The organism is Haloarcula halophila (assembly GCF_029278565.1).
Lineage (GTDB): Archaea > Halobacteriota > Halobacteria > Halobacteriales > Haloarculaceae > Haloarcula > Haloarcula halophila.
Genome location: NZ_CP119561.1, coordinates 339,594 through 363,408 on the forward strand (window position 1 = coordinate 339,594; position 23,815 = coordinate 363,408).

At 60.4% G+C, this 23,815-nt stretch carries 21 protein-coding genes and 4 pseudogenes; 23 read left to right on the plus strand and 2 right to left on the minus strand.

Annotation, left to right across the window (positions count from 1 at the left end; genetic code table 11):
* The first annotated feature begins 265 nt into the window (after nt 1–265).
* The 15 genes and pseudogenes from P0204_RS20220 to P0204_RS20290 all read left to right on the plus strand — a co-directional run bounded on the left by P0204_RS20220 (nt 266) and on the right by P0204_RS20290 (nt 16,639).
* Nucleotides 266–3,327 (plus strand): annotated as a pseudogene (locus tag P0204_RS20220) (PD-(D/E)XK nuclease family protein).
* A pseudogene (locus P0204_RS20225) lies at nt 3,320–6,954 on the plus strand (UvrD-helicase domain-containing protein). The pseudogenes P0204_RS20220 and P0204_RS20225 overlap by 8 nt, the downstream one beginning before the upstream one ends.
* Before the next feature lie 357 nt (nt 6,955–7,311).
* A pseudogene (locus tag P0204_RS20230) lies at nt 7,312–8,129 on the plus strand (ParA family protein).
* On the plus strand, nt 8,126–8,533 hold the full coding sequence (locus tag P0204_RS20235) for a DUF8160 family protein (RefSeq protein WP_276224246.1): 408 nt from the start codon (nt 8,126–8,128) through the stop codon (nt 8,531–8,533). Before P0204_RS20230 ends, P0204_RS20235 begins: the two are co-directional and overlap by 4 nt.
* 251 nt (nt 8,534–8,784) lie before the next feature.
* Nucleotides 8,785–9,213 carry a CopG family ribbon-helix-helix protein gene (locus P0204_RS20240; protein WP_159903741.1) on the plus strand — a complete coding sequence of 143 codons (429 nt, stop codon included), beginning with the start codon at nt 8,785–8,787 and terminating at the stop codon, nt 9,211–9,213.
* A gap of 192 nt (nt 9,214–9,405) precedes the next feature.
* Nucleotides 9,406–10,434: an ABC transporter substrate-binding protein gene (locus tag P0204_RS20245; RefSeq protein WP_276224247.1), complete on the plus strand. Its 1,029-nt coding sequence runs from the start codon at nt 9,406–9,408 to the stop codon at nt 10,432–10,434.
* Nucleotides 10,431–11,273, plus strand: coding sequence for an ABC transporter permease (locus P0204_RS20250; RefSeq protein WP_276224249.1), 843 nt, complete (start codon nt 10,431–10,433; stop codon nt 11,271–11,273). The genes P0204_RS20245 and P0204_RS20250 overlap by 4 nt, the downstream gene beginning before the upstream one ends.
* On the plus strand, nt 11,264–12,052 hold the full coding sequence (locus tag P0204_RS20255) for an ABC transporter ATP-binding protein (RefSeq protein ID WP_276224251.1): 789 nt from the start codon (nt 11,264–11,266) through the stop codon (nt 12,050–12,052). The genes P0204_RS20250 and P0204_RS20255 overlap by 10 nt, the downstream gene beginning before the upstream one ends.
* Nucleotides 12,053–12,150: 98 nt before the next feature.
* A complete protein-coding gene (locus P0204_RS20260; protein WP_276224253.1) occupies nt 12,151–12,558 on the plus strand; it encodes a CopG family ribbon-helix-helix protein in 408 nt (135 codons plus the stop codon).
* Between the two features lie 141 nt (nt 12,559–12,699).
* On the plus strand, nt 12,700–13,380 hold the full coding sequence (locus P0204_RS20265) for an energy-coupling factor ABC transporter permease (protein WP_276224255.1): 681 nt from the start codon (nt 12,700–12,702) through the stop codon (nt 13,378–13,380).
* Nucleotides 13,380–13,703, plus strand: coding sequence for a cobalamin transport operon protein (locus P0204_RS20270; RefSeq protein WP_276224256.1), 324 nt, complete (start codon nt 13,380–13,382; stop codon nt 13,701–13,703). The genes P0204_RS20265 and P0204_RS20270 overlap by 1 nt, the downstream gene beginning before the upstream one ends.
* Nucleotides 13,704–13,705: 2 nt before the next feature.
* Nucleotides 13,706–14,517: pseudogene (locus P0204_RS20275) on the plus strand (energy-coupling factor transporter transmembrane component T family protein).
* Nucleotides 14,518–14,585: 68 nt separating this feature from the next.
* Nucleotides 14,586–15,389, plus strand: coding sequence for an energy-coupling factor ABC transporter ATP-binding protein (locus P0204_RS20280; RefSeq protein ID WP_276224463.1), 804 nt, complete (start codon nt 14,586–14,588; stop codon nt 15,387–15,389).
* The gene (locus P0204_RS20285) at nt 15,370–16,107 is read left to right on the plus strand and encodes a DUF1405 domain-containing protein (RefSeq protein WP_276224258.1); all 738 of its coding nucleotides are present in this window, start codon (nt 15,370–15,372) and stop codon (nt 16,105–16,107) included. Before P0204_RS20280 ends, P0204_RS20285 begins: the two co-directional genes overlap by 20 nt.
* Before the next feature lie 142 nt (nt 16,108–16,249).
* Entirely contained in the window at nt 16,250–16,639 is a 390-nt protein-coding gene (locus tag P0204_RS20290) for a CopG family ribbon-helix-helix protein (protein WP_159903723.1), read from the plus strand.
* A gap of 20 nt (nt 16,640–16,659) precedes the next feature.
* On the opposite strand, the gene P0204_RS20295 is transcribed toward P0204_RS20290, so the two are convergent.
* Both P0204_RS20295 and P0204_RS20300 read right to left on the minus strand, forming a co-directional pair.
* Nucleotides 16,660–16,947 carry an amphi-Trp domain-containing protein gene (locus P0204_RS20295; RefSeq protein ID WP_276224262.1) on the minus strand — a complete coding sequence of 96 codons (288 nt, stop codon included), beginning with the start codon at nt 16,945–16,947 and terminating at the stop codon, nt 16,660–16,662.
* Between the two features lie 117 nt (nt 16,948–17,064).
* Nucleotides 17,065–17,496, minus strand: coding sequence for a CopG family ribbon-helix-helix protein (locus tag P0204_RS20300; RefSeq protein WP_276224263.1), 432 nt, complete (start codon nt 17,494–17,496; stop codon nt 17,065–17,067).
* Nucleotides 17,497–17,594: 98 nt separating this feature from the next.
* Between P0204_RS20300 and P0204_RS20305 the strand changes: the two genes are divergently transcribed.
* The 8 genes from P0204_RS20305 to P0204_RS21225 all read left to right on the plus strand — a co-directional run bounded on the left by P0204_RS20305 (nt 17,595) and on the right by P0204_RS21225 (nt 23,753).
* Nucleotides 17,595–18,812: a GTP-binding protein gene (locus tag P0204_RS20305; protein ID WP_276224265.1), complete on the plus strand. Its 1,218-nt coding sequence runs from the start codon at nt 17,595–17,597 to the stop codon at nt 18,810–18,812.
* Nucleotides 18,812–20,134 (plus strand): GTP-binding protein, encoded by a 1,323-nt coding sequence (locus tag P0204_RS20310; protein WP_276224266.1) that lies wholly within the window; start codon nt 18,812–18,814, stop codon nt 20,132–20,134. The genes P0204_RS20305 and P0204_RS20310 overlap by 1 nt, the downstream gene beginning before the upstream one ends.
* Nucleotides 20,131–20,703, plus strand: coding sequence for a MogA/MoaB family molybdenum cofactor biosynthesis protein (locus tag P0204_RS20315; RefSeq protein WP_276224267.1), 573 nt, complete (start codon nt 20,131–20,133; stop codon nt 20,701–20,703). The genes P0204_RS20310 and P0204_RS20315 overlap by 4 nt, the downstream gene beginning before the upstream one ends.
* Nucleotides 20,704–21,093 carry an iron-sulfur cluster assembly scaffold protein gene (locus P0204_RS20320; protein WP_276224269.1) on the plus strand — a complete coding sequence of 130 codons (390 nt, stop codon included), beginning with the start codon at nt 20,704–20,706 and terminating at the stop codon, nt 21,091–21,093. It begins immediately after the preceding gene.
* A gap of 3 nt (nt 21,094–21,096) precedes the next feature.
* A complete protein-coding gene (locus P0204_RS20325; RefSeq protein ID WP_276224271.1) occupies nt 21,097–21,762 on the plus strand; it encodes a cobalt-factor II C(20)-methyltransferase in 666 nt (221 codons plus the stop codon).
* A 403-nt stretch (nt 21,763–22,165) separates the two neighbouring features.
* On the plus strand, nt 22,166–22,882 hold the full coding sequence (locus P0204_RS20330; protein WP_276224273.1) for a metal ABC transporter solute-binding protein, Zn/Mn family: 717 nt from the start codon (nt 22,166–22,168) through the stop codon (nt 22,880–22,882).
* Nucleotides 22,883–23,067: 185 nt separating this feature from the next.
* Entirely contained in the window at nt 23,068–23,478 is a 411-nt protein-coding gene (locus P0204_RS21220) for a metal ABC transporter substrate-binding protein (RefSeq protein WP_473092356.1), read from the plus strand.
* Complete coding sequence (locus tag P0204_RS21225; protein ID WP_419181159.1) at nt 23,409–23,753, plus strand: metal ABC transporter solute-binding protein, Zn/Mn family; 345 nt, start codon at nt 23,409–23,411, stop codon at nt 23,751–23,753. The genes P0204_RS21220 and P0204_RS21225 overlap by 70 nt, the downstream gene beginning before the upstream one ends.
* Nucleotides 23,754–23,815: the final 62 nt, after the last annotated feature.

The window sequence follows — 23,815 nt, forward strand, 5'->3', positions numbered from 1 at the left end:
GGTGATCTGGTGAATAGCGCTCGTTGAGGGAATTCAGATTCCTTTTATATCTCCGTGAGCAAATTATGGTGCTCCTAAGCTGTCAGTCTCGCCAAGAGTGAAGTGAGACCGATATCTTGGTAGGGAGTGTTCGATGGATTCAACGCTTCTCACCGGTCCGAAACACGCCCAATTGGAACAACGGGCATTTCAGCGGGCTGATGACATTGCAACCGATTCGCTGGGGAGTATCCTCTACATAACGCGGAACGACGCTCGCCGGAGTATGGTCGAGGACCGCTGGGCCGCATCCCACGAACCCCTCCGTCTTCGTGCCGAGACGCTCGATGCGGTCGTTCGGGAGTGGTATGAGCATCTCCACGGTCCGGTTCAACCCCTCTCCGGGCAGCTGAACCGCCGGCTGGCGGAGTACGCGCTTGACAGAACCACAGCCGAAACAGATGGAGATGGTGCACTCGCCGGCGAACCGGCCTCTGCCGCTCTCGCTGACTCGTTCAGTAGCCGCTTCTCACTCTTCGACGACGCCGGCGTCGGGACCGCTGACGCGCTCGTAGCGGAATTCAAGGGCTCCGCTCTCGATGACCGTATTGCGAAAGCCACTGTCGACGCGTACCGACACTACCGGAATCTCCACGCTGACAACGTCGACGAGTGGGTCTGTACTCGGGGAGAGATGTTCGACGCCGTCGCGACGACGGAGCAGTCACTCTCAACATTCTCCCCGGAACTGGATGTCGTCCTCCTCTCCGGATATCACGAGTTCCGTCCTGTCGAACGCCGCCTCATCGAACGCCTCGCCGACGAACTTCCGATGATCGCACTGCTGCCGCTCCACCAGGATGGCCGGAGCGGAGTCGACGCCGTTGCGGAAGATGCGCTGGATGTCTACGAAGCGCTGGACTTTGAGGCAGTAGAACTCGAACCCCTCAACGAGTCAGGGCGGGCCTTCGGAACGATTACCGAGGCGCTCTACCGCCCGGACCCGGACACTGTCCCTGCTCCAGACACTCTGCGATGGCGTGAACTCCCGACGCCCGAGCGCGAGGTTCGCTTCGTCGCTCGTGAACTCCGGACTGAGTTAGCCAGTGGTCGCGACCCCGACGACCTGGCCGTCGTCGTCCCGGGGACCGAGGCCTATTCGGGGTACGTCGAGGACACGTTCGATACGTTCGACATCCCGCACGTCACGACTGCCGCCTCACAGCTGAACCGGACGTTCACCGGAAGCGTTGTACACGACCTCCTAAACCTCGCTGAACCGGACCCGCGGGCCGAGGACCTCACGTCCCTGTTAGCGAATCCATTGGTCAACGTCGTCGACACCGACCAAGCCAACGCCGTCACGGCAGCTGCTCGCCGGCGCGACACGGTTTCTGTATCACCCCTGCTCGATGACGTCGACGACCAGGCGGCGGCACTGATCGAGGAGCTGCTGGCCACGCTAGAGACGCTCCAAACAGGCGACGTTGAGGATGCGACCGAGACGCTCCGACGACTGTTGGACGAACGGTTCGACCTGGAGGCGGCGACGGAGGATTACGCCAGCGGCGCCGAGCAAGCCGTCGAACAGCGAGCCTACGACCTCGTGGACGAGGTCCTCTCCTCGTTCGAGTCGCTGGCGGCAGTCAATAGCGACCTCTCTCCGTTGGCACTGTTCACCCGTGCGTTCGATGGCGTGCCGATTCGGGTTCCACAGCGCGCTGCTGGCGGTCACGTTGAGGTGATGGGGCTGCTCGACGCCCGGATGCGCTCGTTCGAGAAGGTGTTCCTCGTGGGCCTGACGAGCGAGCATTTCCCGGTAACGCCGGAACGCCCGGCCTTCTTCGAGGAGATGACCGACGCCCATCCGCGGTTCGACACTGGCGACGAGCGCCTCCGGGGGCGCTATCTCTTCGCGACGCTCCTCGCGAACGTCGACGAACTCACGATCACCACACAAGAGACGGGCGATGACGAATCCGCCGTCGTCCGGTCGCCGGTGCTCGACGAACTCCAGCGCGTAACAGGTATCGAACCCGAAGACGGCGTCGATGACCGCGTGGGCTCCCGCGAAGACCTTCAGCGGCACGTCGCCGCAACAACGAACCGGCGTGCGGCAGTCAGCCACGCCGGCGACCGAGGTGACCTCTCCCCGAGCAGACCAAGCGCACGGATCGGGGACTCCACTGTGCGGACAACAGGGGAACGGCTGGCCTCTCCGAACACGACGGCGTGTTAGAACCCGAGACCGTAGCTGAGGTCTATCCTCCGTCGGAACGAGAACCCTACAGCGCGAGTCGGATCGAGCGATACGTCGAGTGTGGGTTCAAGTTCTACGCCGACGAAGTGCTCGGAATCGAGGATCCCGACGACGTCGAGGTCGTCCCTACGCCCCTCGAAACCGGATCGTACGTCCACGACGTCCTCGAACGGTTCTTCGCGGATCTACAGGACGAAACCGAAGATGATGTCGACCTCACCGAGTTCGACCGGAACGACCTGGCGATACACCTTCGCGAGATTGCTGTCGAAGAACTCCGGGATGCTGACTTTGAGTACGACGGCCTGTTCTACGAACGGTGGAAGGCGGAGCTGTTCGCGGGCCTGGGTGACGGCGAGAGTGCTCCGTACGAGGCCGGGAGCAAACCTCACGACGCACCGGAACAGGGGTTGTTCGCTACCTTCCTCGACAACGAACTCTCGCGGGACGGCGCTGACCGCCCACACTTGTTCGAGGCCCCGTTCGGCGAGGGACTTCCCGACTCGGATGCTGGGCCGTTCACAGTTGAGCGACCGGACGGCTCGACTGTCTCGATTCGGGGTTACATCGACCGCGTTGACGTGAATCGGAATGGCGAACAACCGACGCTCACGCTCTACGACTACAAGACTGGGCGAGCACCGTATATGACGAAGACGACCGGCGGCACGAAGTTCCAGCTCCCTATCTATCTGCTTGCTGCGGCCAACGTCGTCGACGGTGACCTGTTCGCGGAGGGCTCGCTCTCGGCGACGTACTATCAGGTGCGACCGCCAAACGACCTCAAGGTTCCACGCGGCGTCGAATCGAAGTTCGATTCAGAGGTCGAACTCCGCCGGTTCCTGAACGATGTCGTTCCGGAGTGGTTGGGCCAGATCGACGAGGCGATCAGCAACGGACGGTTCCACACGACGCTTCTCTCGGCCAGCGGAGCGAACTGCCGATACTGTGACTACCGTCGGGCGTGCGATGTCCGCCATCACCGCAAGCGGGAGTTCGTCGACGCGGTTCACAAGGACGACGCAGCGTACGTTCCGCTGCGTGTTCGCGACGACGAGGACATCGAGACGGTGATGAGCGATGACTGAGGAACCCGAGGAGATTCAGCTCACGGAGGAACAGGAGGACGCGCTCGTCCAGGGCCGGAACGTCGCGATCACTGCCGGCGCCGGGACAGGAAGACGACAACGCTCACCGAGCGGTACGTCACGATACTGGCCGAGAACCCGTCACTCACGCCGGAGAACATCGTCACGATCACCTTCACACGAAAGGCTGCTGCCGAACTGACCGAGCGCGTTCGGGAGGAGGTGTACGATCGGCTCGAGGCTGTCGACTCACCAGAGGCCTACCACCGCTGGCGAAACGTCCTCGACGATCTGGAGGACGGCTATGTCCACACCATTCACGCGTTCTGTACCCGGCTCTTGCGAGAACGGGCCGTCGAGGCTCCGGTCCCGCTCGGCTTCGACGTGCTCGACGAAGACGGCGCCGCGACACTCCAACGCGAAGTCGTGACGGAGTTCCTCGAACGCAACCAGGACGATGACGACGTGGAGCTCCTTGCCCAGCTCTGGAGTCGCGACCAGTTGGTCGATGTACTCACTGGACTACTCGATGAGCGCCCACAGAGCGAGGCTGTCCTCGAGGCGTGGCGTGACGCCGAAGTCGACGACTACGTCGATATCTGCTGGGAGGTCGTTTGTGATCTCGACGTTGCCGACGCTCGACAGACGCTGTATGCGGACGGACTCCTTGAGCAGCTACGCACGGTTGCGGGCCGTGTCGACCGCGAGGGCGCTATCGCCGACGAAGACGGTCTTCGAGCCTACCGGACCTTCACCGAAGTCGCGACCACACTCTCGGCCGACCCGGAGGAAAGTGATCCTCGCGACTGTCAACGGGCAATCCTCGACCTCTACGAGGCCTGTGAGAAGAAGAACGGTGGCCTGTACAGCAGTTCGGGGTACGTCGTCGGTGACCGGGACGATTGGGGTGAGTACGGTGACGTCTACGACGACCTGAAGGACGCTATCGACGCGGTCATCGCGGCCGTCGAACCGCACGCGGATGCAGTCGAGACGACGCCGGGGGAGCTGGAAGCGAATAGCGCTCACTACGCGCTGGCTCTGATGCGGGTCTTCGACGACGTCCTCGCAACCTACACCGACGAGAAGGAGCGACGCGATACGCTCGACTTCCCCGACGTGATCGAGACAACGCTTGAGTTCCTGCGAGCGAACGATGCCGTCACGGAGCGGCTCCGAGAGCAGTTTGCGGCCGTGATGGTCGACGAGTTTCAGGACACGGACCCGCGTCAGTGGGAGTTGGTCAAGCTCCTCACGGGCGTTGACGAGCAGGCGGCGTCGAACGTCTTCCTGGTCGGCGACGAGAAACAGAGCATCTACGGATTCCGTGGGGCCGACGTGACGACGTTCGGGGATGCGCGCAGAGAACTCCAGACCGTCAACGAGGCTCGTGGGGTTGACGACGTTCCCGACAGCGATGCCGAGAGTCCGACCGCCCTCGAACTCTCCGGGAATTTCCGGACGCTGGACGAGCCGTTATCATTCCTGAACGAGCTCTTCGAGTACCTGTTCCAACCAGAAGGTGATACCCACGAACCCTACGAAGCGCCACCTCAGGGACTGAGTACGCAGCGCGACCGTGTTGAGGACATCGAGGGACTGACCGGGAGTGTCGAGTATCTTGCTGTCCCAGACGACGCCGATACGGCAGCGGAGCTCTTCGGCGACGACCATCCGGTCGCCGAAGGCGCGCTGGACCACACTATCGAGGCCGAGGCGCAAGCGCTCGCTGCTCGACTGACCCACCTGTTCGACGATCCGCCGACAGTCCAAGACCCCGATACAGGTGTCCATCGCGACGCTACGCCGGACGACACGGCAATCCTCCTCCGCCGGCGAACCCATTTGGATCGGTATCAGCGCGCCCTTGAGGAGTACGACATCCCCTACACTGTCGTCGGTGGCGTCGGGTTCTACGATACGCCTGAGGTCCAGGCGCTCACGAACCTGCTTCGAGTACTCGGTGATCCACAGGACGACGTCTCCCTCTACGGGGTGCTTCGGTCGCCGCTGTTCGGATTCGCGGATGATCGCCTCGCACCGGCGGTCGCAGAGGCTGATTCAGTGTGGGACGCGCTCGCCGAGACGGACGATCCACAGCTCGCGGACGCGTTCGACCTCCTCACAACGTGGCGGACTCTCAGCGGCTGTGCGACGCCGTCCGAAGATGGCGTCCTCCCGTGGAACCGCCTGCTGTCCCGGGTGATCGACGACACCGGGTATCTGGCAAGTGTGAGTGCAGATGAACGCGGTCGACAGGCCGTCGCGAACGTCGAGAAGTTCCGCGACCAGGTCCGTACTTGGAGCGAGAATGGTGTTCACACAGCTGCCGGGTTGCTCCACCGGATCGACCGCCAAGCCGAGATCGACCCTCGTGAGGGGGAGGCAGATATTCCGGGTGACGCCGAGGGCGTCCGGATTATGACGATCCATTCCGCGAAGGGACTTGAGTTCCCGATCGTCACCGTCCCCGATCTCGGGAGTGATCTCAACTTCGGTCGGTCCGTCGACGACCATGGCTACGTTCGACTCGTGGACGGAACTGATGACGCGCCGCCGGTGCCGGCGGTCGGCGGGCCGAATCCGGGCGATGCGTTCTCCATCGAGAAGACGGCCGTCCACGAGTACGCCGACCGACGGTCACGTCCACAGGAGCGGGCGGAGTCGAAACGCCTCCTCTACGTAGCGTGTACACGAACGCGGGATCACCTCCTTCTCTGCGGCACGCACGACATCGGTGTCGACGAGTCCGATACAATCGAACTCGGCGAGCCTGCAGCCTTCGACGACGCAGACCGGTGGCGCGACTGGTTACAGCCAGCCCTCCTCGACGGAGCACTCGTCGGCGAGGCGGTTCGTGACGGACAGGCCCGTGCTGAGATAGATGGAGCCAGCTATACTGTTCGCAGACCGCCGCGCCCAGTAGACTGGTACACCGACGACGACGCTGTTGATTCAGCGCCGGAGATATCGATTCCGTCACCGCCGTCGTTAGCGCCGGCGAAACGGATCGCGGCTACGACCCTCGTGAATGCGGTGGCGGATGCGTCTCCAGACGGTCACAGTTACTCTCAGCGTGAGGAGTCGGCCGGCCTGAGTCCAACGACGTTTGGGACGGTCGTCCACCGGATCAACGAACTTCGTCCACCGAGAGACGAGTGGACCACCCTGATCCGTCGTTTGAGTCAGATGGCTGGTGAGGAGCCGACAGAATCGGACCTCCGTGATGCTGTCAACCACGCTGCAGATGCAGTCGAATTTGTTGATCACATCGAGTCCGATACCCAGCTTCAGAATATTTACGACGAATACTCTGTTGTCGCTCGAATCGATGAGTCGCGGATTGTCGGTGATATCGACCGGCTGCTCGTCACGCCGGACGCATTCCACATTATCGACTACAAGACCAACGACCTCTCAGCTACGACATCGGATGAACTCGCGGAGCACTATCGACCACAGATGCTCGCGTACGCTCTCGCCCTCCTCCAACATGACCGGAACCGTGACGTACGAGCTTCACTCCGGTTTACTGACAAGGGGATAGAGGAGCGATTCCATTGGGTGCCGGATCAGATGACGGAGATTGAATCTGAACTACGGTCAATGGTGGATTTGGTAGATTAAGCCCCGTTTTCGCCAATACGCTCACCTCGCGATAGATCTGGACGAACCCTGGGTGGGAGTCTCTGAGAAACGAACAGAACGAACGAAACGAACGCATCGAGAGTGTTTCGCGTAATGAACGAATTTACCGGAACGAGCTGGTCCGACGCTGAAACAGAGAGTGTTCGGTGAACGTAACGAACAAAACGAGCGAAATGAATGATGTGATAGGAATGAACGAATTATACTCAACGAGTGGAACGAACAGTTGGTTTTAACATTGTAGTAATCCTCTCACCGAGTGAAACACCCTCACCGAACGCACCGAACTAAACGACCAAAACGAACGAAACGAACATAACGAGCGAAACGAAGATAATGACCGACACCAATACCGCACGAATCACGGTGGCGAATCAGAAAGGGGGCGCGGGGAAAACAACCGACGTCATTCATACTGGCGGCGCACTCGCCGCCCGAGGCCACGACGTCCTCCTGGTCGATATCGATTATCACGGCGGGCTCACCTGCTCGCTTGGCTACAACGACCTGTACTACGATACCGACCGTACGACGCTGTTCGACGTCCTTGACTTCGACCAGATGGAGTCGGTGAACGACATCATCGTCGAGCACGAGGAATTCGACATCCTTCCCGCCAGCGAGAAACTCGCGAACAACAAGAACATCCAGACGCTGCTTGAGGCGCCGAAGAGTCGCGAGCGGTTGGAGATGACACTCGACGAGCTCGAGAAGGACTACGACTACATCATCGTCGACACGCCGCCATCACTGAACGTCCTCACCGACAACGCCCTCGTCGCGACCGGCAACGTCGTCATCCCCGTCATTCCCGAGAAGCTCAACGCCAACAGCCTCCAGATTTTCGCAAAGCAGCTGAGCTCCCTCGAACAGGCGTACGGAGACATCAATCGGCTCGCAATTGTCTGTAACCGTGTCGAGCAGAACGCTGAACACCGCGACACCATCGAGGAGATCAAGTCGGCGTACTCCTCCCGGTGTTCGAGATCCCGAAGCGGACCGACCTCTCCCAGTCGATCGGCGAGGGGGTGTCCGTCTTTGGCTTCGGCAAGGAGAACCAGCGCGTCGAGGATGCACGCGACCTGTTCAACGAGATTGCCGACCTGTTCGACGAGACGTTTGACAAGACTGCTCCTGAGGAGGTGGAAGCATGAGCGATGGCTGGGGTGATGCTTCCGGCATCGAGGGCAACTACGAGGAGGAGGACGATGAGGTCGAATCCAGCGAAACGAGTGAGGTGAGTGAAACGGTGGAAACCAGTTCATCGACCGAAACGACCGAATCGACTTCAACGAGTGAAACGAACGAAACGAGCAAAACGAAGACGAACATCAAGGACGAGTGGAATGGGCGGACGATCTACATTCCCGACGATGTCCTCGACGAGATGGAGGATACCTACCTCGAGTCCCAGCTAAAGCTCCGCAAGGCGGGCCAGGACGAGTTCAAGAAGAACCGCCACTTCTACCCGCTACTCGTTCAGTTCGGTGTTGAGGCGCTCTCTGAGGCGGATGCCGAGGAAATCCAGGCTCGGCTCTCGGAACTCGGCGACGAATGACCTCGCGCAGAACCACAACTTCGGAAGATGGATTTGATGCGTACCTTCTGTCTTCTCCGCTCCAACAAGATACGTCACAAGCTTCCGACTAACCCTGATATTCGCTTCAGCAACACTCGACAATTTCGAAGTAACTCGGTGTCTCTTAGAGTGCCGGTATCCCACTATCCTGAGAGGGCATATCCATAATCACTGTAATGCCGCAGCTGAAAATGATAATCCTTAATATTTCTTGTAGTCCATATTGTTATATGAGTGTGGTCAGCGTTTCGATGCCGGAGGAATTGCTTAACCGAATCGACCAGTTCGCCGACGACCACGGCTATACTGGCCGCAGTGAGGTACTTCGTGAAGCAAGCCGGAATCTCCTCGGTGAGTTCGAGGATAAGAAACTTGAAGATCGAGACTTGATGGGCGTCGTCACGGTGGTTTTCGACTACGAAACGACGAGCGTCGAGGAGAAGATGATGCACCTCCGCCACGAGCACGAGGACATCGTCGCATCGAACTTCCACAGCCACGTCGGCGGCCATCATTGCATGGAACTGTTCGTACTCGAAGGGTCGCTCGAAGAGATCTCGACGTTCGTCGGGAAGATCCGAGCGACGAAGGACACGCTCACAATCGACTACTCAGTGCTACCCGTCGACGACTTTGGCCCGCTGGCCGATATGAACTGATACTGTTCTGCCCCTTCCGGCGAGTCCACTTCCTTCCGCTCGTTCCACTCGCTCCCTGCGGTCGCTCGCGGGATTCCCGCTGAATTCACGCTAACTCTAGCAACATCTCCGAAATCTATCCTCTATCAGTATTAACTACTTTTGCTAGAATCACAGGTATTATTAGAACTACTTCTAGAGTTAGCAATACTGATGGTTCAAATCTCGCGCCGAAGTCTACTCCAGAAGGCAGGCGCATCCACGATTGCTGCGACGGGAATTGCTGGCTGTCTCGGTCAGGGAGGTGCATCACTTGATTCCGTCACGGTCGCGTACGTCCCGATTTACCCGAACATGCAACACTACGTGATGGAGCAAGAGGGGTACTACGAGGACGTTCCGGCAGATGTCTCAATAGAGCGGTTCAGCTCCGGCCCCAGTGTTGTCAAGGCGTTCGCGAGTGGGGACGTCGACGCTGCGCTTTTCGGGATCACTCCTGCAATGGTCCTCGTTGACAAAGGGACCAACGCCGGTATCCTCGCGGCGAACTCGAGAAATGGCTTCAAGATCATGGGGACGACCGAACTCGTCGATTTCTACGAACAGGAAGGCCCAGCCATGTTCGAGCGCTTCGAGGAAGAGCGCGGCCGCAAGGTCCGGTTCGGTGCCCCACCGGACGGGAGTGTCCCCGACATCCTCCTCCGATACTGGATCCAGGAAGACTTGAACGTGGGGGAGGTGGAGTCCGCAATCAACAAGTCAAAAGTCCCGCCAGCGAAGGCGGTCCAGACGATCCAGTCGGGCGATATCGACGCGACGATCATCCAGGAGCCGTTCGCGACGGTCATCGGCCAAGATGACGGTTTCGGCGAACTCGCCTGGTCTGGAGATATACTGGAAGCCCACCCGGTGACGGTGCTTTTCGCGAACCAGCACGTGCTCGACGACAGCGCCGTCGCCCAATCGCTGGTCGAACAGCACGTCGCAGCGACCGAGTTCACGGCGGACTCACCGGATGCGGCCGCCGCCCACGCCGCCACGGTCATCGGCTCCGACGTGAGCGAGGACCTCGCGACGGCCGCCATAGACTCGAAGGCATCCGAATTCATCTCGAACCCGCACGCGATCACCGACCAGGCCGCGACGATGGGCGAGTTCGTCGCCAACGTCGGCAACATCGAGGATCCGGTCGCGACTGAAAATCTGTTCGCGTTCGACCCCTACGACGCCATTCAGGAATGAGTACACGTACCGACACCAGTTCTAACGCGGTGGTCGCCGGCAGCTTCGAGGGGGATCTGCGGCGGTATCTCCGCGGCTTGGGCGGTCTCGTCGTGTTCCTGCTCGTCTGGTGGGTTGGCGCGATGACGACCCAGCCGTCGTATCTGGTGCCGGGCCCCCTCGAATCAGTACACGCGTTTATCGACCTGTTTGCGACCTCAACGGCGATTGTCGTTCCCGTTCTGGGGTCGAGTCTCGTACTACCGACTGGGCTCGCACACCTCGCACAGACGCTGTTCCACTACGTTCCCGGCCTCCTCCTCGGCGCGCTCTGTGGCATCAGTCTCGGCCTTGCGATGGGCTGGAACGGTGTGCTCGACGACTGGCTGCGACCACTCGTCCGAGTACTGCGACCGATCCCGCCGCTGGCGTGGGTCGTCTTCGCCATCGTCTGGTTCGGCATCCACCACACTGGCGCGGCGTTCATCGTCTTCGTCGGCGCGTTCTGGATCAACTTCTACGGCGCCTACGGTGGCGTGGAGGGCGTTTCGACCGAACTGACCGATGCCGCATCGACGCTCGGCGTCGAGCGCGACCTCTCGATGCTGAAACTCGTCGCGCTCCCGAGTGCGGCACCCCAAGTGCTGACTGGGTTCCGGACGAGCATTGGTCGCTGCTGGATGATCGTCGTCGGTGCCGAGCTGTTCGGCGCACCAGGCGTCGGCTACGAGATTATCAACGCCTCGAACAATCTCGCGATGGCGACCAGCGTCGCCTACATGTTCCTCATCAGCCTGGCGTTCCTCTGTATGGACGTCGGGTTCCGACTACTCGAACGGAGGGTCCTCGCATGGCGCTGAGTTCGGACTCGTCTACCGGTCGAGACTCACGTGAGAAGATCACTATCCAGAACGTCAGCCGGTCATACGAGTCGACGCAGGCGCTCGATGACGTCTCGTTCTCGGTGTCGGAGGGCGAGTTCTGCTGTGTCGTCGGTCCCTCGGGGTGTGGGAAGACGACGCTGTTGCGAGCAATCGCCGGGCTTGACGATCCGGATGGTGGGTCGATACTGGTCGGTGGAGATCCGGTTACCGGTCCTGGGCTGGACAGGGGGATGGTCTTTCAGGAGTACGCGCTGTTCCCGTGGCGAACCGTCCGCGGGAATATCCGGTTTGGCCTTGACCGGCCCGCCTGTGACTGTCCCGACTGCGAGGGACGGGTCCGGGAGTTAATCGACCTGGTAGGGCTCGACGGCTTCGAGGACGCGTACCCGAAGGAGCTGTCCGGCGGCATGAAACAGCGCGTCGGTATCGCTCGCGCGCTCGCCCCCGATCCAGAGATCCTCTTGATGGACGAACCGTTCGGTAGTGTTGACGCTCGGACGCGCGACCGCTTGCATGCCGAATTGCTCGATATCTGGACGCAAACCGGACAGACCGTCGTGTTCGTCACCCACGACATCGACGAGGCAGTGACCCTCGCTGATCGCGTGGTCGTCATGGATGCCGACCCGGGAACCGTGCAGTCGACGTTCTCTATTGACTTAGAGCGCCCACGTGAACGGACCTCTCGTGACTTCGTGGACCACGTCGCGCGAATTAGGGATGCGCTCGGAAGTCCTGTCGACACTAGCCACTGATACGCTCTTACAGCAAGATTATTAACAGCGATTTACTAGACCGCTATCTCTATTATCTTCGAGACAATTTTTAATATATGCCCATCGTGAGCTCCTCGATGACGGAGCGACTCCGGGACGATCTCGATACGTTTGCGGAAGAACACGGCTACACCGGACGAAGTGAGGTCATCCGCGAAGCGTGCCAGTCGCTGCTCGAAGAGTACCAAGAGACAGACGACGAGGATCGGCGGGTATTGGCGACAGTTACGGCTGTCTTCGGATACGACGAGCCGGAGATCGAACGCCGGATGATGGATATCCGCCACGAATTCGAAGCGTCAATCCGGTCGAACTCCCACACCTGCCTCGAAGGCAACGCCGGCTGTGTCGAGACGTTCGTCATCGAAGCCGCGTACGACGACGTCCTGCGATTCATCGGAACCGTTCGAGGAGCAGACGAGTCAGTTTCAGTCGAATACACGGTCGTACCTGTCGATGCCATGAACGAACAGATCCGCGAGTAATAGGTTCGAAATCACTTGCGGCGACGGAAGTTAGCTCCCTTCTCTATCAAGACGAACCGCCATTCTACGCTATGATTGTTATCTACTGTGGGCTAGTACAGCAACTTTATTATAATCGCTACCAAAATTGGCAAAACAGAGATGGCACACATTCACCTCGGAGAAGGCTCGTTCCCGCTATGGGCACTGGTACTCTGGACGCTGCTTGGCGCCGGACTGATCAGTGCCGTCGTCTACCGAGTTCGGAAGGGCGGCATCAAGACACACCAGATAGCGCTCGCGGGCATCGGAGCGGCCGCGAGCTTCGCGATCTTCCAGTTGAACATCCCCGTGTGGGGTGGCATCCACATGAACCTCACTGGCCTCGTGGGGATTCTTGCTGGCCCGCTGCTCGGAGCGCTCATCGCACTGGTCGTCAATATTTTTTCGGCAGCGCTCGGCCACGGTGCAGTCGGCCTCCTCGGGGCGAATACGCTCGTCAACGCGAGCGAAGCCATCGTCGCCTACTACGCGTTCAAGACGCTGATGGGGATGGACTGGGACGTCTTCCCCGCCAGCGCCAGTGCCGCGACGCTCGGCCTCTCGGCGGGCGCGTTCCTGATGGGAGCGATCATCGTCGTCAGCGGCGTGAACGGAAGCGCGCTCCCCCGTGGTGATCTGACGATTGCCGTCGCTGGTCTCGTCGGGCTCAACCTCGGCGTCGCCGTCATCGAGGGGATCCTGACGGGCTTCATCGTCCAGTTCCTCGCGTCCGTCCGCCCCGACCTCGTCGGCCTCGCCGACCGTGACACCCAGGAGGAGCCGACCGGGGTGACGGCCTGATGCAGCGCTGGAAGCAGTACGGCGGCCTCCTCGGACTGTTCGCAGCCTTCCTCGCAGCCGGCTACTGGGGCTTCACCGCAACCGGCGGCGCACTGCCGTGGGCCAAACGCTCAGCGAAAGCCCTCCAGCGCGGTGTGCAGGAGGGTGGCGGTTCGCTTGTCGACTTCGGCCGCGGTATCGTGGTGGCCGGCCCCATTCGGAAGGGCGGAATGATGCTCGAATTCGGCGCGATCGTCCTCGTACTGGTTGTCCTCGGTATCGGACTGTACGTCTACGTCGACCGCTACGGTGGCTTCGAGGACGGAGAACGCCCAGCTCGGTAACCGTGACGACACTCTCGAACCACGTTCCCGATCCGCGGCTCATCACGGCGTTCGCCGAACGGCGAGACGGACCGTTACACCGCGTCAATCCATGGACGAAGGTCGGTGTCGTCGGTGCACTCGTCCTCGCCGTCACGGTGTTCGACCGCCTTGCGCTCCTGGCCGGACTATACGGAGCCGTACTGGTGGTCTATGGACTCGCGGGACTGCCATACCGACGACTCGCTGGCTGGTACACGCTCCCGATGCTATTCATCGTCTCGGTCGCCGGGCCGCTGGCGTTTCTCGAACCGGGAACGCCGATCGGTGGCGCACTCTCGACGCCGCTCGGTGAACTTTCTGTCACGTGGGCAGGGCTCGTGCTCTTCGGGGAGCTCAGCTGTCGATCACTCACGGTCGTCACGTTCGCCCTGATGGCGTCGATGACGACTAAATACACCGACGTGGCGTACATGCTCGGGCGGTTGCTCCCACGGCCGATTGACCAGATCGCGCTGCTCACCTATCGGTTCACGTTCGTCATGATCGAGACGCTTGAGGATCTGTGAAAGCCGCGCTCTCTCGGGGTGCGAACTTCTCGGAGTTCTGGTCGAACAAACGGCTGTACGCGAGAATCCTCGGCATGACGATGCTGTCGGCAATCGAGCAGTCAGAACGACTCGTCAAGTCGATGGAAGCCCGTGGCTACAACGGCGACATCACGCTGTACGGCGACGTCTCGCGGCCACCGATCCACGAACTATTCATCGTGGTCGGTTCGTATGTTGCCGTCGTCGGCTACGCAGCGGTCGCGGTCTACGGGGTGAGACTGTGAGTCGAGACGATTCACCGCTCGTCGATCTTCAGTGTGAGGCCCACACCTACCCCGACGGGACGGTCGGCATGCACGATGTCGACTTCTCGGTGTACCCCGACGAAGTCGTCGCACTCGTCGGCGGCAACGGTGCCGGGAAGTCGACGCTACTCGAACACCTGAACGCGACGCTCGTTCCCGACGACGGCGAACTCGTCGTCGACGGCACGCCGATCACCGAAGACAACAAGGCACACGCACGGAGAGAAGTTGGCTTCGTCTTCCAGGACGCCGATACGCAACTCGTCGCGCCCACGGTCCTCGATGACGTGATGTTCGGCCTCCAGAACTACGGCGTCCCCGGTGATGAAGCGAGAGCGCGCGCTCGTGAGGCGCTCGCGACTGTCGACGCGGGCCACCTCGAAGACCGGATTCCTCACTATCTAAGCGGCGGCGAGAAACGCCTCGTCGGCCTCGCCGGCGTGCTCGTCCTCGAACCGAGCGTGGTCGTGCTGGACGAACCGCTCGCAGGGCTCGACCCCGAGCGGTCCCAACTGGTCGCCGAGCGAATCGAGCAGATTCACGAGGACGGTATCAGCGTCGTCCTGTCGACGCACGACCTCGAATTTGCCGCTGAAGTCGCAGATCGAGTCTGTGTGATGGCCGACGGCAACGTCGTTGGAAGCGGAACGCCCCGAGCGGTGTTCTACGACGACGAGCTGTTGGCGGACGCGAACCTTCACCCGCCGAGTGCGGTTCGTGTGGCTCGCGATGCAGGGCTGGGGGCGACCGAACAGCCAGTGACTGAAGCGGATCTGGTGGCGCTCCTCACAGAAGCCGACAACCTGGGAGCCACACAGACACCCTCTCCAGATGGGCGCGGACACGACTGAGCGCCTCCCTCGGTATCTCGCGCCACTTCCTCGGCGGATAGAGACCGTTGCCCTGCAGTACGCGTGGGTAATCGTCGCGATCAACCTCGCGGGAACGGCATTCGGCTTCTGGTACTACATCCCCCAGTTCCAGCTCGAGCCGGTCGTCGCGTGGCCGGTCGTCCCGGACAGTCCGACGGCTACGCTGTTCATCGCCTGCTCGCTGGCGCTGTACAAACTCGGCCGGTCGAACGAGTACCTGAACGTGTTGGCGTTTTTCGGTTGTATCAAACTCGGCCTCTGGACGCCGTACGTCCTGACGGTGTTCGCAGACGCGTTTCTCGCGACGGTGACGCCACCACCGCAGGTCGTTCCACTGTTCGGACGAGAACTCGCCTCGAACGTGATGTACGCCTTCCTGTTCGTCTCACACTTGGGGATGGTCGTCCAAGCGTTCCTCATCCATCGCTACAGTGACTTTCCGGGTCGAGCGATTCTCGTTGCCGTAATCTGGTACGGATTCAACGATCTTGTCGACTACTTCGTCCCGATTGTCGGGACACCGCATCACACCCTGTTGCCGGTCGAACCGATTGTGAACGGCACCGTCCAGCACGTCTCCCCGGCACACGAGATTGCAGCTGCGGGCGCTGTTGCGCTGACGATACTGGCGACAATACTCGCCGTTGCGACTCGACGAGTGAAAGCAATACGAACCAACAGGCCTGTATCACCCTGAAGACTGTCTTTTCGCCGCCATATCGTTACAGCACGGTGTGTTCGAACACCGGAAAAATGATTCACCCACCGTCGGCCACTATCATAATCTAGCAGATTCAATTGCTAACAACTCATAAGTGTGGGGTACAGATTAACACCTAATGCGCACGAGCTTCAACATCCCCGACGACCTCCTCTCCGAGTTCGATGAGACGTGGCAGGCAGAGGGATTAGATTCACGTTCGCGTGGTGTCCGCGAAGCGATGCAGGAGTATATCGAGGTACACACCAGACTGGAGGATATCGAAGGCGACGTCGTCGTTATCATCGCGTTCGATTACGAACACGAAGCGGTTATCGAAGAGATTCACGACGTACAACATCAGTTTCAGGACGTCATCACGACCACGAATCATATCCATGAAGGAGAATGGTGTCTCGAGACACTCTTCTGCAGCGGACCGGCACCGCGTGTCCGGGACCTCACCTATCGCTTGCGCGATTTCGATGCGGTGAGTCGGGTCAAACTGATGCTCCTCGCGGAGCACTAGGCTGTACTCACGGCTGGTTCTCACTCGATTTCCAGCTGACTGCTCTCACGATCTCCATCAGCGCCGTTCTCGTCCCATTCGAGTTCGAACTCGATACTCAATTCACCGGGTCCATCTGTCGGCCCCTCACGTTCGGCTTTGACCTCGAACGTCGGGCGAGCTGGCGGCTCCATTGTCACGGAATCGGATCCCGCTTTCAGAGTGATTCCGTCTCCTTGTTCCAATTTATCGGCTACACGGCGAAGATACGCTGCGATTTCCTCTCGACTCTGGTCGCTTTCCGATTTGAACAGGACCTCTTCGGGCATATGGACGCAGATGCCGCCCATGCAGATAACTGCACCCTCTGTCCGAACTGCTGCTGCCCTATCTCACTGAATACAAGCACGCGGCGCCTATCCGTTCCTGTGGATTTCAACTTGCCTTCACGACTCGATGTGCTGATCAATGGGATCTCTTCCGAATGAGGTAATCGAGTAATCCACCGCTTGGACATCCGGTACTGCCCGGACGGTATTGACGAAGCCAGATAGTGCCTCCGTGGTCCCTTCAAGGACGAATAACTCCATACAGTACTGGTCCTGGACGTGTGCATGGGTAGTCGCGGAGACGATAGCATCGTATTCGTGGCGTACTCCCGTGAGACGCTGTTGGACGGCGGGTTGACAGTACTCGAAGACCACCGATACTGTACACATCTGTTTCTGTCCGTCGATATTTTGCCCCTGAAACTCTTCGAGTAGCGTCCGTGTGCCTTCGCGAACGACCTCGCTTCGACCACTGTACCCGTGTTCGTCGGCGAACTCGTCGATGCGTTCGAGTAACGCTTCGGGCATCGAGATGCTAACGACGCTCATGTACTAAAATTCTATTCTGAGTTATTAGTATCTGTTATGACTGTGGGAACTGTACCGTAATAATTAGTATTTTAGTATAGTAGATTCATAACCCGCGTATGCCGTTCAACAACGACCCAATCCCGGTGACAATTCTCAGCGGAAGCCTCGGTGCCGGCAAGACGACGACGCTCAACCACATTCTCAGTAGCGAGCAGGAACTGAACGCTGCCATCTTAGTCAACGATATGGGCGAAGTGAACGTCGACGCCGACCTCGTCGAACGCGAGTCGGATCTCACCCAGAACGACGACGAGATCATCGAGCTGTCGAACGGGTGTATCTGCTGTCGGCTCCGTGGCGATATGCTCGACGAAGTGGGACGATTGGCCGAAGAGCGAGACTTCGAATACCTCCTCGTGGAATCGTCTGGAATCAGCGAACCGATTCCGGTCGCCCAGACGTTCGCCCGCGGATTTGAGGACGCGGAGTTCGACCCTACGGGGGTCTACGAACTCGACACGATGGTCAGTGTCGTCGACGCACACAGCTTCTGGCAGGGTTTCGACTCCGGACAGGTGCTCACTGACGATGAAATGGAGCCGCAGGGCAATCGTGTCCCCGAGGAAGCCCTCATGGACCAGATCGAGTTCTGCGACGTTCTCCTGTTGAACAAGTGCGACCTCGTCCCGGACGACGAACTCGAGGAGATGGAGGCCGTCCTGAAGACGCTCCAGCCGCGAGCGAAGATCATCCGGACCGAACACGGCGCCGTCGATCCCGAGGAGATCCTGAACACGGGTCGATTCGACTTCGAGGAAGCAAGCCAGTCCGCCGGGTGGAAGCGTGAACTCCAGCACGGACATCACCACGAGTCAGCCGCCGATGAACACGGCGTCACGTCCTTCGTCTTCGACGCCGACCGACCGTTCCATCCCGAGCGGATCGCTCGTCTCTTTGCTGATCTTCCCGACGGTATCGTTCGCGCAAAAGGCTTTTTCTGGTCCGCCGGTCGCGAAGACATCGCGATGGGGCTCGACAAAGCAGGCCAGTCGGTCCGGGCCGGTCCGAAAGGGACGTGGATCGCCACGCTCCCAAAGGCCCAACAGGAGCGCTACTTCACCGCCCGACCCGGCATCAAAGAGGACTGGGACGACCAGTGGGGCGACCGCGGATCAGAACTCGTGTTCATCGGCCGCGAATTCGATCAGGAGACACTAACCGAGCGACTGGAAGATTGTGTCCTCTCAGACGCAGAAATGGAGGAGGACTGGAACGAGTATCCGGATCCGTTCACCGCCGACGAACAGCGCGAACTCGCACTGGCTGACGACTGATGGCCGTCGACGAGCAACCCCCGGTCACGATCCTCAGTGGCGGGCTCGGCGCCGGAAAGACGACCCTGCTCAACCACCTCCTTACCATCGGGGGCGAGGAGTACGATATCGCCGTTCTGGTCAACGACGTCGGCGAGGTGAATGTCGACGCCGACCTCATCGAGAATGGCTCCGAACTCTCGATGGAAGACGGCGGTGTCACGGAGCTCTCGAACGGCTGTATCTGCTGTGGGCTGCAGAACGAACTCGATCAGGAACTGAGACGCCTCGCGTTCGACGAGGAGTTCGACTATCTGGTCATCGAAGCCTCGGGTATCAGCGATCCAGTCCCCATCGCCCAGCGGTTCATCTCGCCCGCACGTGCGTCGGCACTGTACGCTCTCGATACGACCGTCACGGTGGTCGACGCCGCACAGTTCCATCAGGCGTTCGTCGATGGCCGCCCACTCAAGTCGACAGACGACGACGCCCGACCGCTGTCGGACCTCCTCGCCGAGCAAGTCGAGTTCTGCGACGTACTCGTCCTCAACAAGTGCGATCTCGTTTCCGAGACAGAGCGCGAAGCGGTCGAACGCGTCGTCCGAACACTCCATCCCGGGGTCGACGTCGTCCGAACGACCGAAAGCACCGTCGACCCGGAACGAGTTCTCGGAACGGGTCGGTTCGATCAAGACGAGGCGAGTGACTCCGCCCGGTGGAAACAGGCACTCTCGACCGATCACGGAGACAGCACAGACGTCGATTCAGACGACCACCACGAGAGCCAGACGGAGGCGGACGACCACAGTCACGAACATGGCGACGACCACGACCATAGCCACGACGAAGCGCACGACCATCGTCACCCACCAGAGGAATTCGGTGTCGACTCGTTCGTCTACGAGCGCCACCGGCCGTTCCACCCCGAACGCTTCAGCGAGTGGCTCCGTTCGTTCCCCGATTCCGTCGTCAGAGCCAAGGGCCACCTGTGGGTCGCTGGCCGCGAGCGCTACGCCCTCGACCTGAGCCAGGCGGGAACACAGACCCACGTCGAGGTCAACGGGCGGTGGGCAGTCACACTCCCCGAGTTCCAGCGCGAGTCCTACCGCGAATCGCGGTCGGACCTCCACTGGGACGAACAGTGGGGTGACCGCGAAGTGAAACTCGTCTTCATCGGGGCTGGGATGGACGAATCCAGCATCGCCGATACGCTCGACGACTGCCTCGTTTCGGAGACCGGGATGGAAGACGACTGGGAGGCGTTCGAGAATCCGTTCCCGGGGACGATGGAGTGGTCGCAGCCCCCGATGGAACAACGCCTCGTGGTAGGTGACCTATCGTGATCCGGAATGACCGCGAACTTCCTCCAGCAGCGGACCGACGGACGACTGATGCCGACGGCCACGACTGTATCGACCCGCTGGGCGTGGCCATCGTAACCGTGTCCTCGTCCCGCGGAGACGGCGTCGAAAAGACGCCACCCGACCCCAGTGGCGACGCCATTGCGAGTATCCTCGTCGAAGCGGGCCACGTCGTCACGTCACGCCGGATGGTTCCGGACGACTACGTCCGGATCAAGACCACAGTGAGCGACTGCCTGGATCGACCGGATGTCGACCTCGTCGTGACCACAGGCGGAACGGGAGTCACCGTCGACGACGTCACTCCGGACGCGGTGAGCGAACTCTTCGACCGCGAACTGCCGGGCTTCGGCGAAGCGTTCCGATGGCTCTCGTGGGAGGAGGTACGAACGCGTATCGTCTCAACCCGTGCGACAGCGGGCATCGCCCGCGACGTGCCAGTGTTCGTGCTCCCGGGAAGTGTGAACGCCGTCGAGCTCGCCACGGCGGAGATTATCAGCGAGGAAGCCCCGCATCTTGCCGGACTCGCAACCCGACACAAGGTCGAATAGATGCAGGGTTCTAAAATGTATCAGGAGGTAATCCTGGATCACTACCGTAACCCTCGAAGGTGGGGCCGCCTCTCGCCGGTTACCTTCTCGCACACTGGCGAGAATACCTCCTGTGGCGACGAACTCACGTTTGATCTCAGACTCGCCAAGGACGGTGAGACGATCGAAGAGGTCACGTTTACTGGAGAAGGCTGTGCGATCAGCATTGCGAGTGCGAGCCTGCTCGCCGAAGAACTCCCAGGAATGACGCTCTCGGAGGTTCGTGACCTCGACCGTGAGGACGCCCTCGATCTCTTGGGAATCGAGCTGACGCCGATGCGCGTCCCGTGTGCTGTGCTCGCGGAGAAAGTGGTTCAGGACGGTATCGAGAGCCACGAGGAGGACACGTAACCGATGACGCTCTACGGAATCGGGCTGGGACCGGGTTCGGCGGACCTGCTCACGGTTCGCGGCAAACGACGACTCGAATCGGTCGACGTCGTCTACTCACCGGGACGACTGTCACGGCGCGTCGCAGCCGAGTACGTTTCCGAATCGAAACTGAGTGACCTCGAGTTCCCGATGACGACCGATCCCAAAGAACTCCAGGCAGCGTGGGAGACGGCGGCCGCGGAAGTCGCGCCGAAAGCGCGAGAGGCCGACGCGGCGTTCGTCACGCTCGGCGATCCCTGTATCTACTCGACGTTCGGGCACCTGCGTCGGACGCTTCGCGAGCAGCATCCCAGCATCGACATCGAAGTCGTTCCTGGTGTCAGCAGTGTGACGGCGTTCGCTTCGGTCCTCGGGGTCGACATCGACGCTGGCGCTGAACTGACGCTACGCGAGGCGACCGACGGCGAAGCACCGATCGGTCCGAATCGGTTGATCCTGTTCAAAGTGACTGACGCACCGACGACCTACGAAAAGATGACTGAAGCAGGGTACGAGGTGACGTTCGGACGGCGACTCTTCATGGATTCGGAAGAGGCCCTCGTTACGAACGATCCCGGTGAGGTAACTGATCGAGACTACTACACGCTCGCGTACGCAGAGAAACGGGAGGCGACCGGGTCTGCGTGATGGGCGGACGCTGTCGGTCGTCCGGGGTAGGACCAACGTGAAGTGTCCTCAGGCGATGACGCCGAGGGTTTCTAGTTCTTCGGTGGAGTATTCCGTGCGGAGTTCTTCCATCGAGTGTTCTTCGAGAACCTCCGCTCGCTGTTCGTCACTCATCTCGGTCAACTCGCTGAAGCAGTGGCACATTGCAACCGTATCTGGGTGCCACAGCTACTAAATGCCTGTTAGCACGCTTCTCGGACTTATGTAATACGGAATCTGAGGTAGCAACGATTAGCAATTCCAGAGCCCACGTTAGTTATTCCGGCATCGGTTAGTAAGTCCCTCCCTCACCTAGATAGAGATTATTAACTCTACCGCACAAAATCATAGCTCTTATTATCTAGTCTATCAGTGTTAACAACAGATGCCTCGATACACCCGACGACGACTCGTCGCAACTGGAATCGGATTCACCACCATCGGCTCCCTCGCTGGCTGTCTCTCGAACGACGCCAGCTCTAATGATTCAGGTGGAGCCGGGCCGGAAGCCCAGTCTTCGTTCTTCGTATTCGGGGACTTGGCCAGTCAGGTTGCAGGCGACACTGCGACCGCAGAGACGCTCGTCCCGATCGGCCAACACGGCCACGGGTGGGAGCCTGGCTCCAAAATACAGGGAACGATCCTCGAATCGGATCTCTTCCTCTACGGGATGGAGGGATTCCAGCCTTGGGCTGACGACCTCGTGACGAGTCTCCGTGACGACGACGCCGATGTCGACATCGTCGCTGCTGGTGCTGGTATCGACCTCATCGAAGGCGGACACGACCACGGTCACGAAGAAGACCACGAGGGGGAACACGAGGAAGGCCACGAGGAAGGCCACGACGGCGAAGGAGAACACGGCCACGACGAACACGAAGAGGGAGACCACGAGGAGCACCACGGCGAATCGGTCCCGTGGGAGTGGGTTGGTCTCTACCACCTCGAAGCTGGCACCTACACGTACACGTTCCACGAGGGCCCTGATCCGAAGATGCAGCTGCCGTTATCGCAACCGAAGAGGGCGGCGACCACGGCATTCACCACGTCGAGGAGACCGCAACCACCCTCTACGGCGACCACGACACGCACACACCGGTAGAAGGCGGAGAGACCCTCACGCCGTCCAGTGAGTCACTCTACCACCTCCAGTTCGCGGATTCCGGCGAGACGACGTTCTCCCTCGATATCGAAACGGAGGGCCACTACGTACTCTTCGCCCAGCACGCTCCCGCGGAGTTCGACGCGACGCTCACCAACAGCAGTGGGTCGGCCATCGAACCCGAAGTGACCGAGACTGCCGGCGAATACGGACACGAGGGCGATGGCGAGCACGAAGGTGAACACGACCATGAGAGTGGAGAGGAACACGAAGGCGAGCACGAGGGAGAAAACGAACACGAAGGCGAGGAGGGACACAACCACGACCACTCCGGCGGAACGGACCCGCACTTCTGGCTAGACCCGGAGCGAGCGAAGCAGGCGGTCGACAACATCCGGAGCGGGTTCGTCGACGTCGACAGCGACAATGCCAGTGCCTACGCCGAGAACGCCGAGTCGTACCGTAATCGTCTGACGAACTCGACGAGTCGTTCCAGTCCGCGCTGGAGGGCGCCTCGAAAGACGTCGTGTTTGTCGCGGGTCACAACGCCTTCCAGTATCTCGGCCAGCGCTACGGATTCGAAGTACAGACGCTGACGGGACTGTCACCGGACGACCAGCCGACGCCGAAGGATATCGAGCGGGCCCAAGAGATCATTGCCGAGCACGACCTCCAGTACGTCTGCGCGGATCCGCTCGAATCCCAGACCGCGGCGAACCAGCTCGTCGAAGAAACCGACGCCACCGAAGTCCTGCCGCTGACGCCGATTCCCGGACAGACCCAGGAGTGGGCCGACGAGGACTGGGGCTATGTCGAGATCATGGAAAACATCAATCTCGAGACGCTGAAGCAGGCCCTCGACGCAGAATGAGCGACACCACGTCTGGCGACACGGAACCGGAGTGGGACGGGAACGCCGAGCCCGGTCCGTCC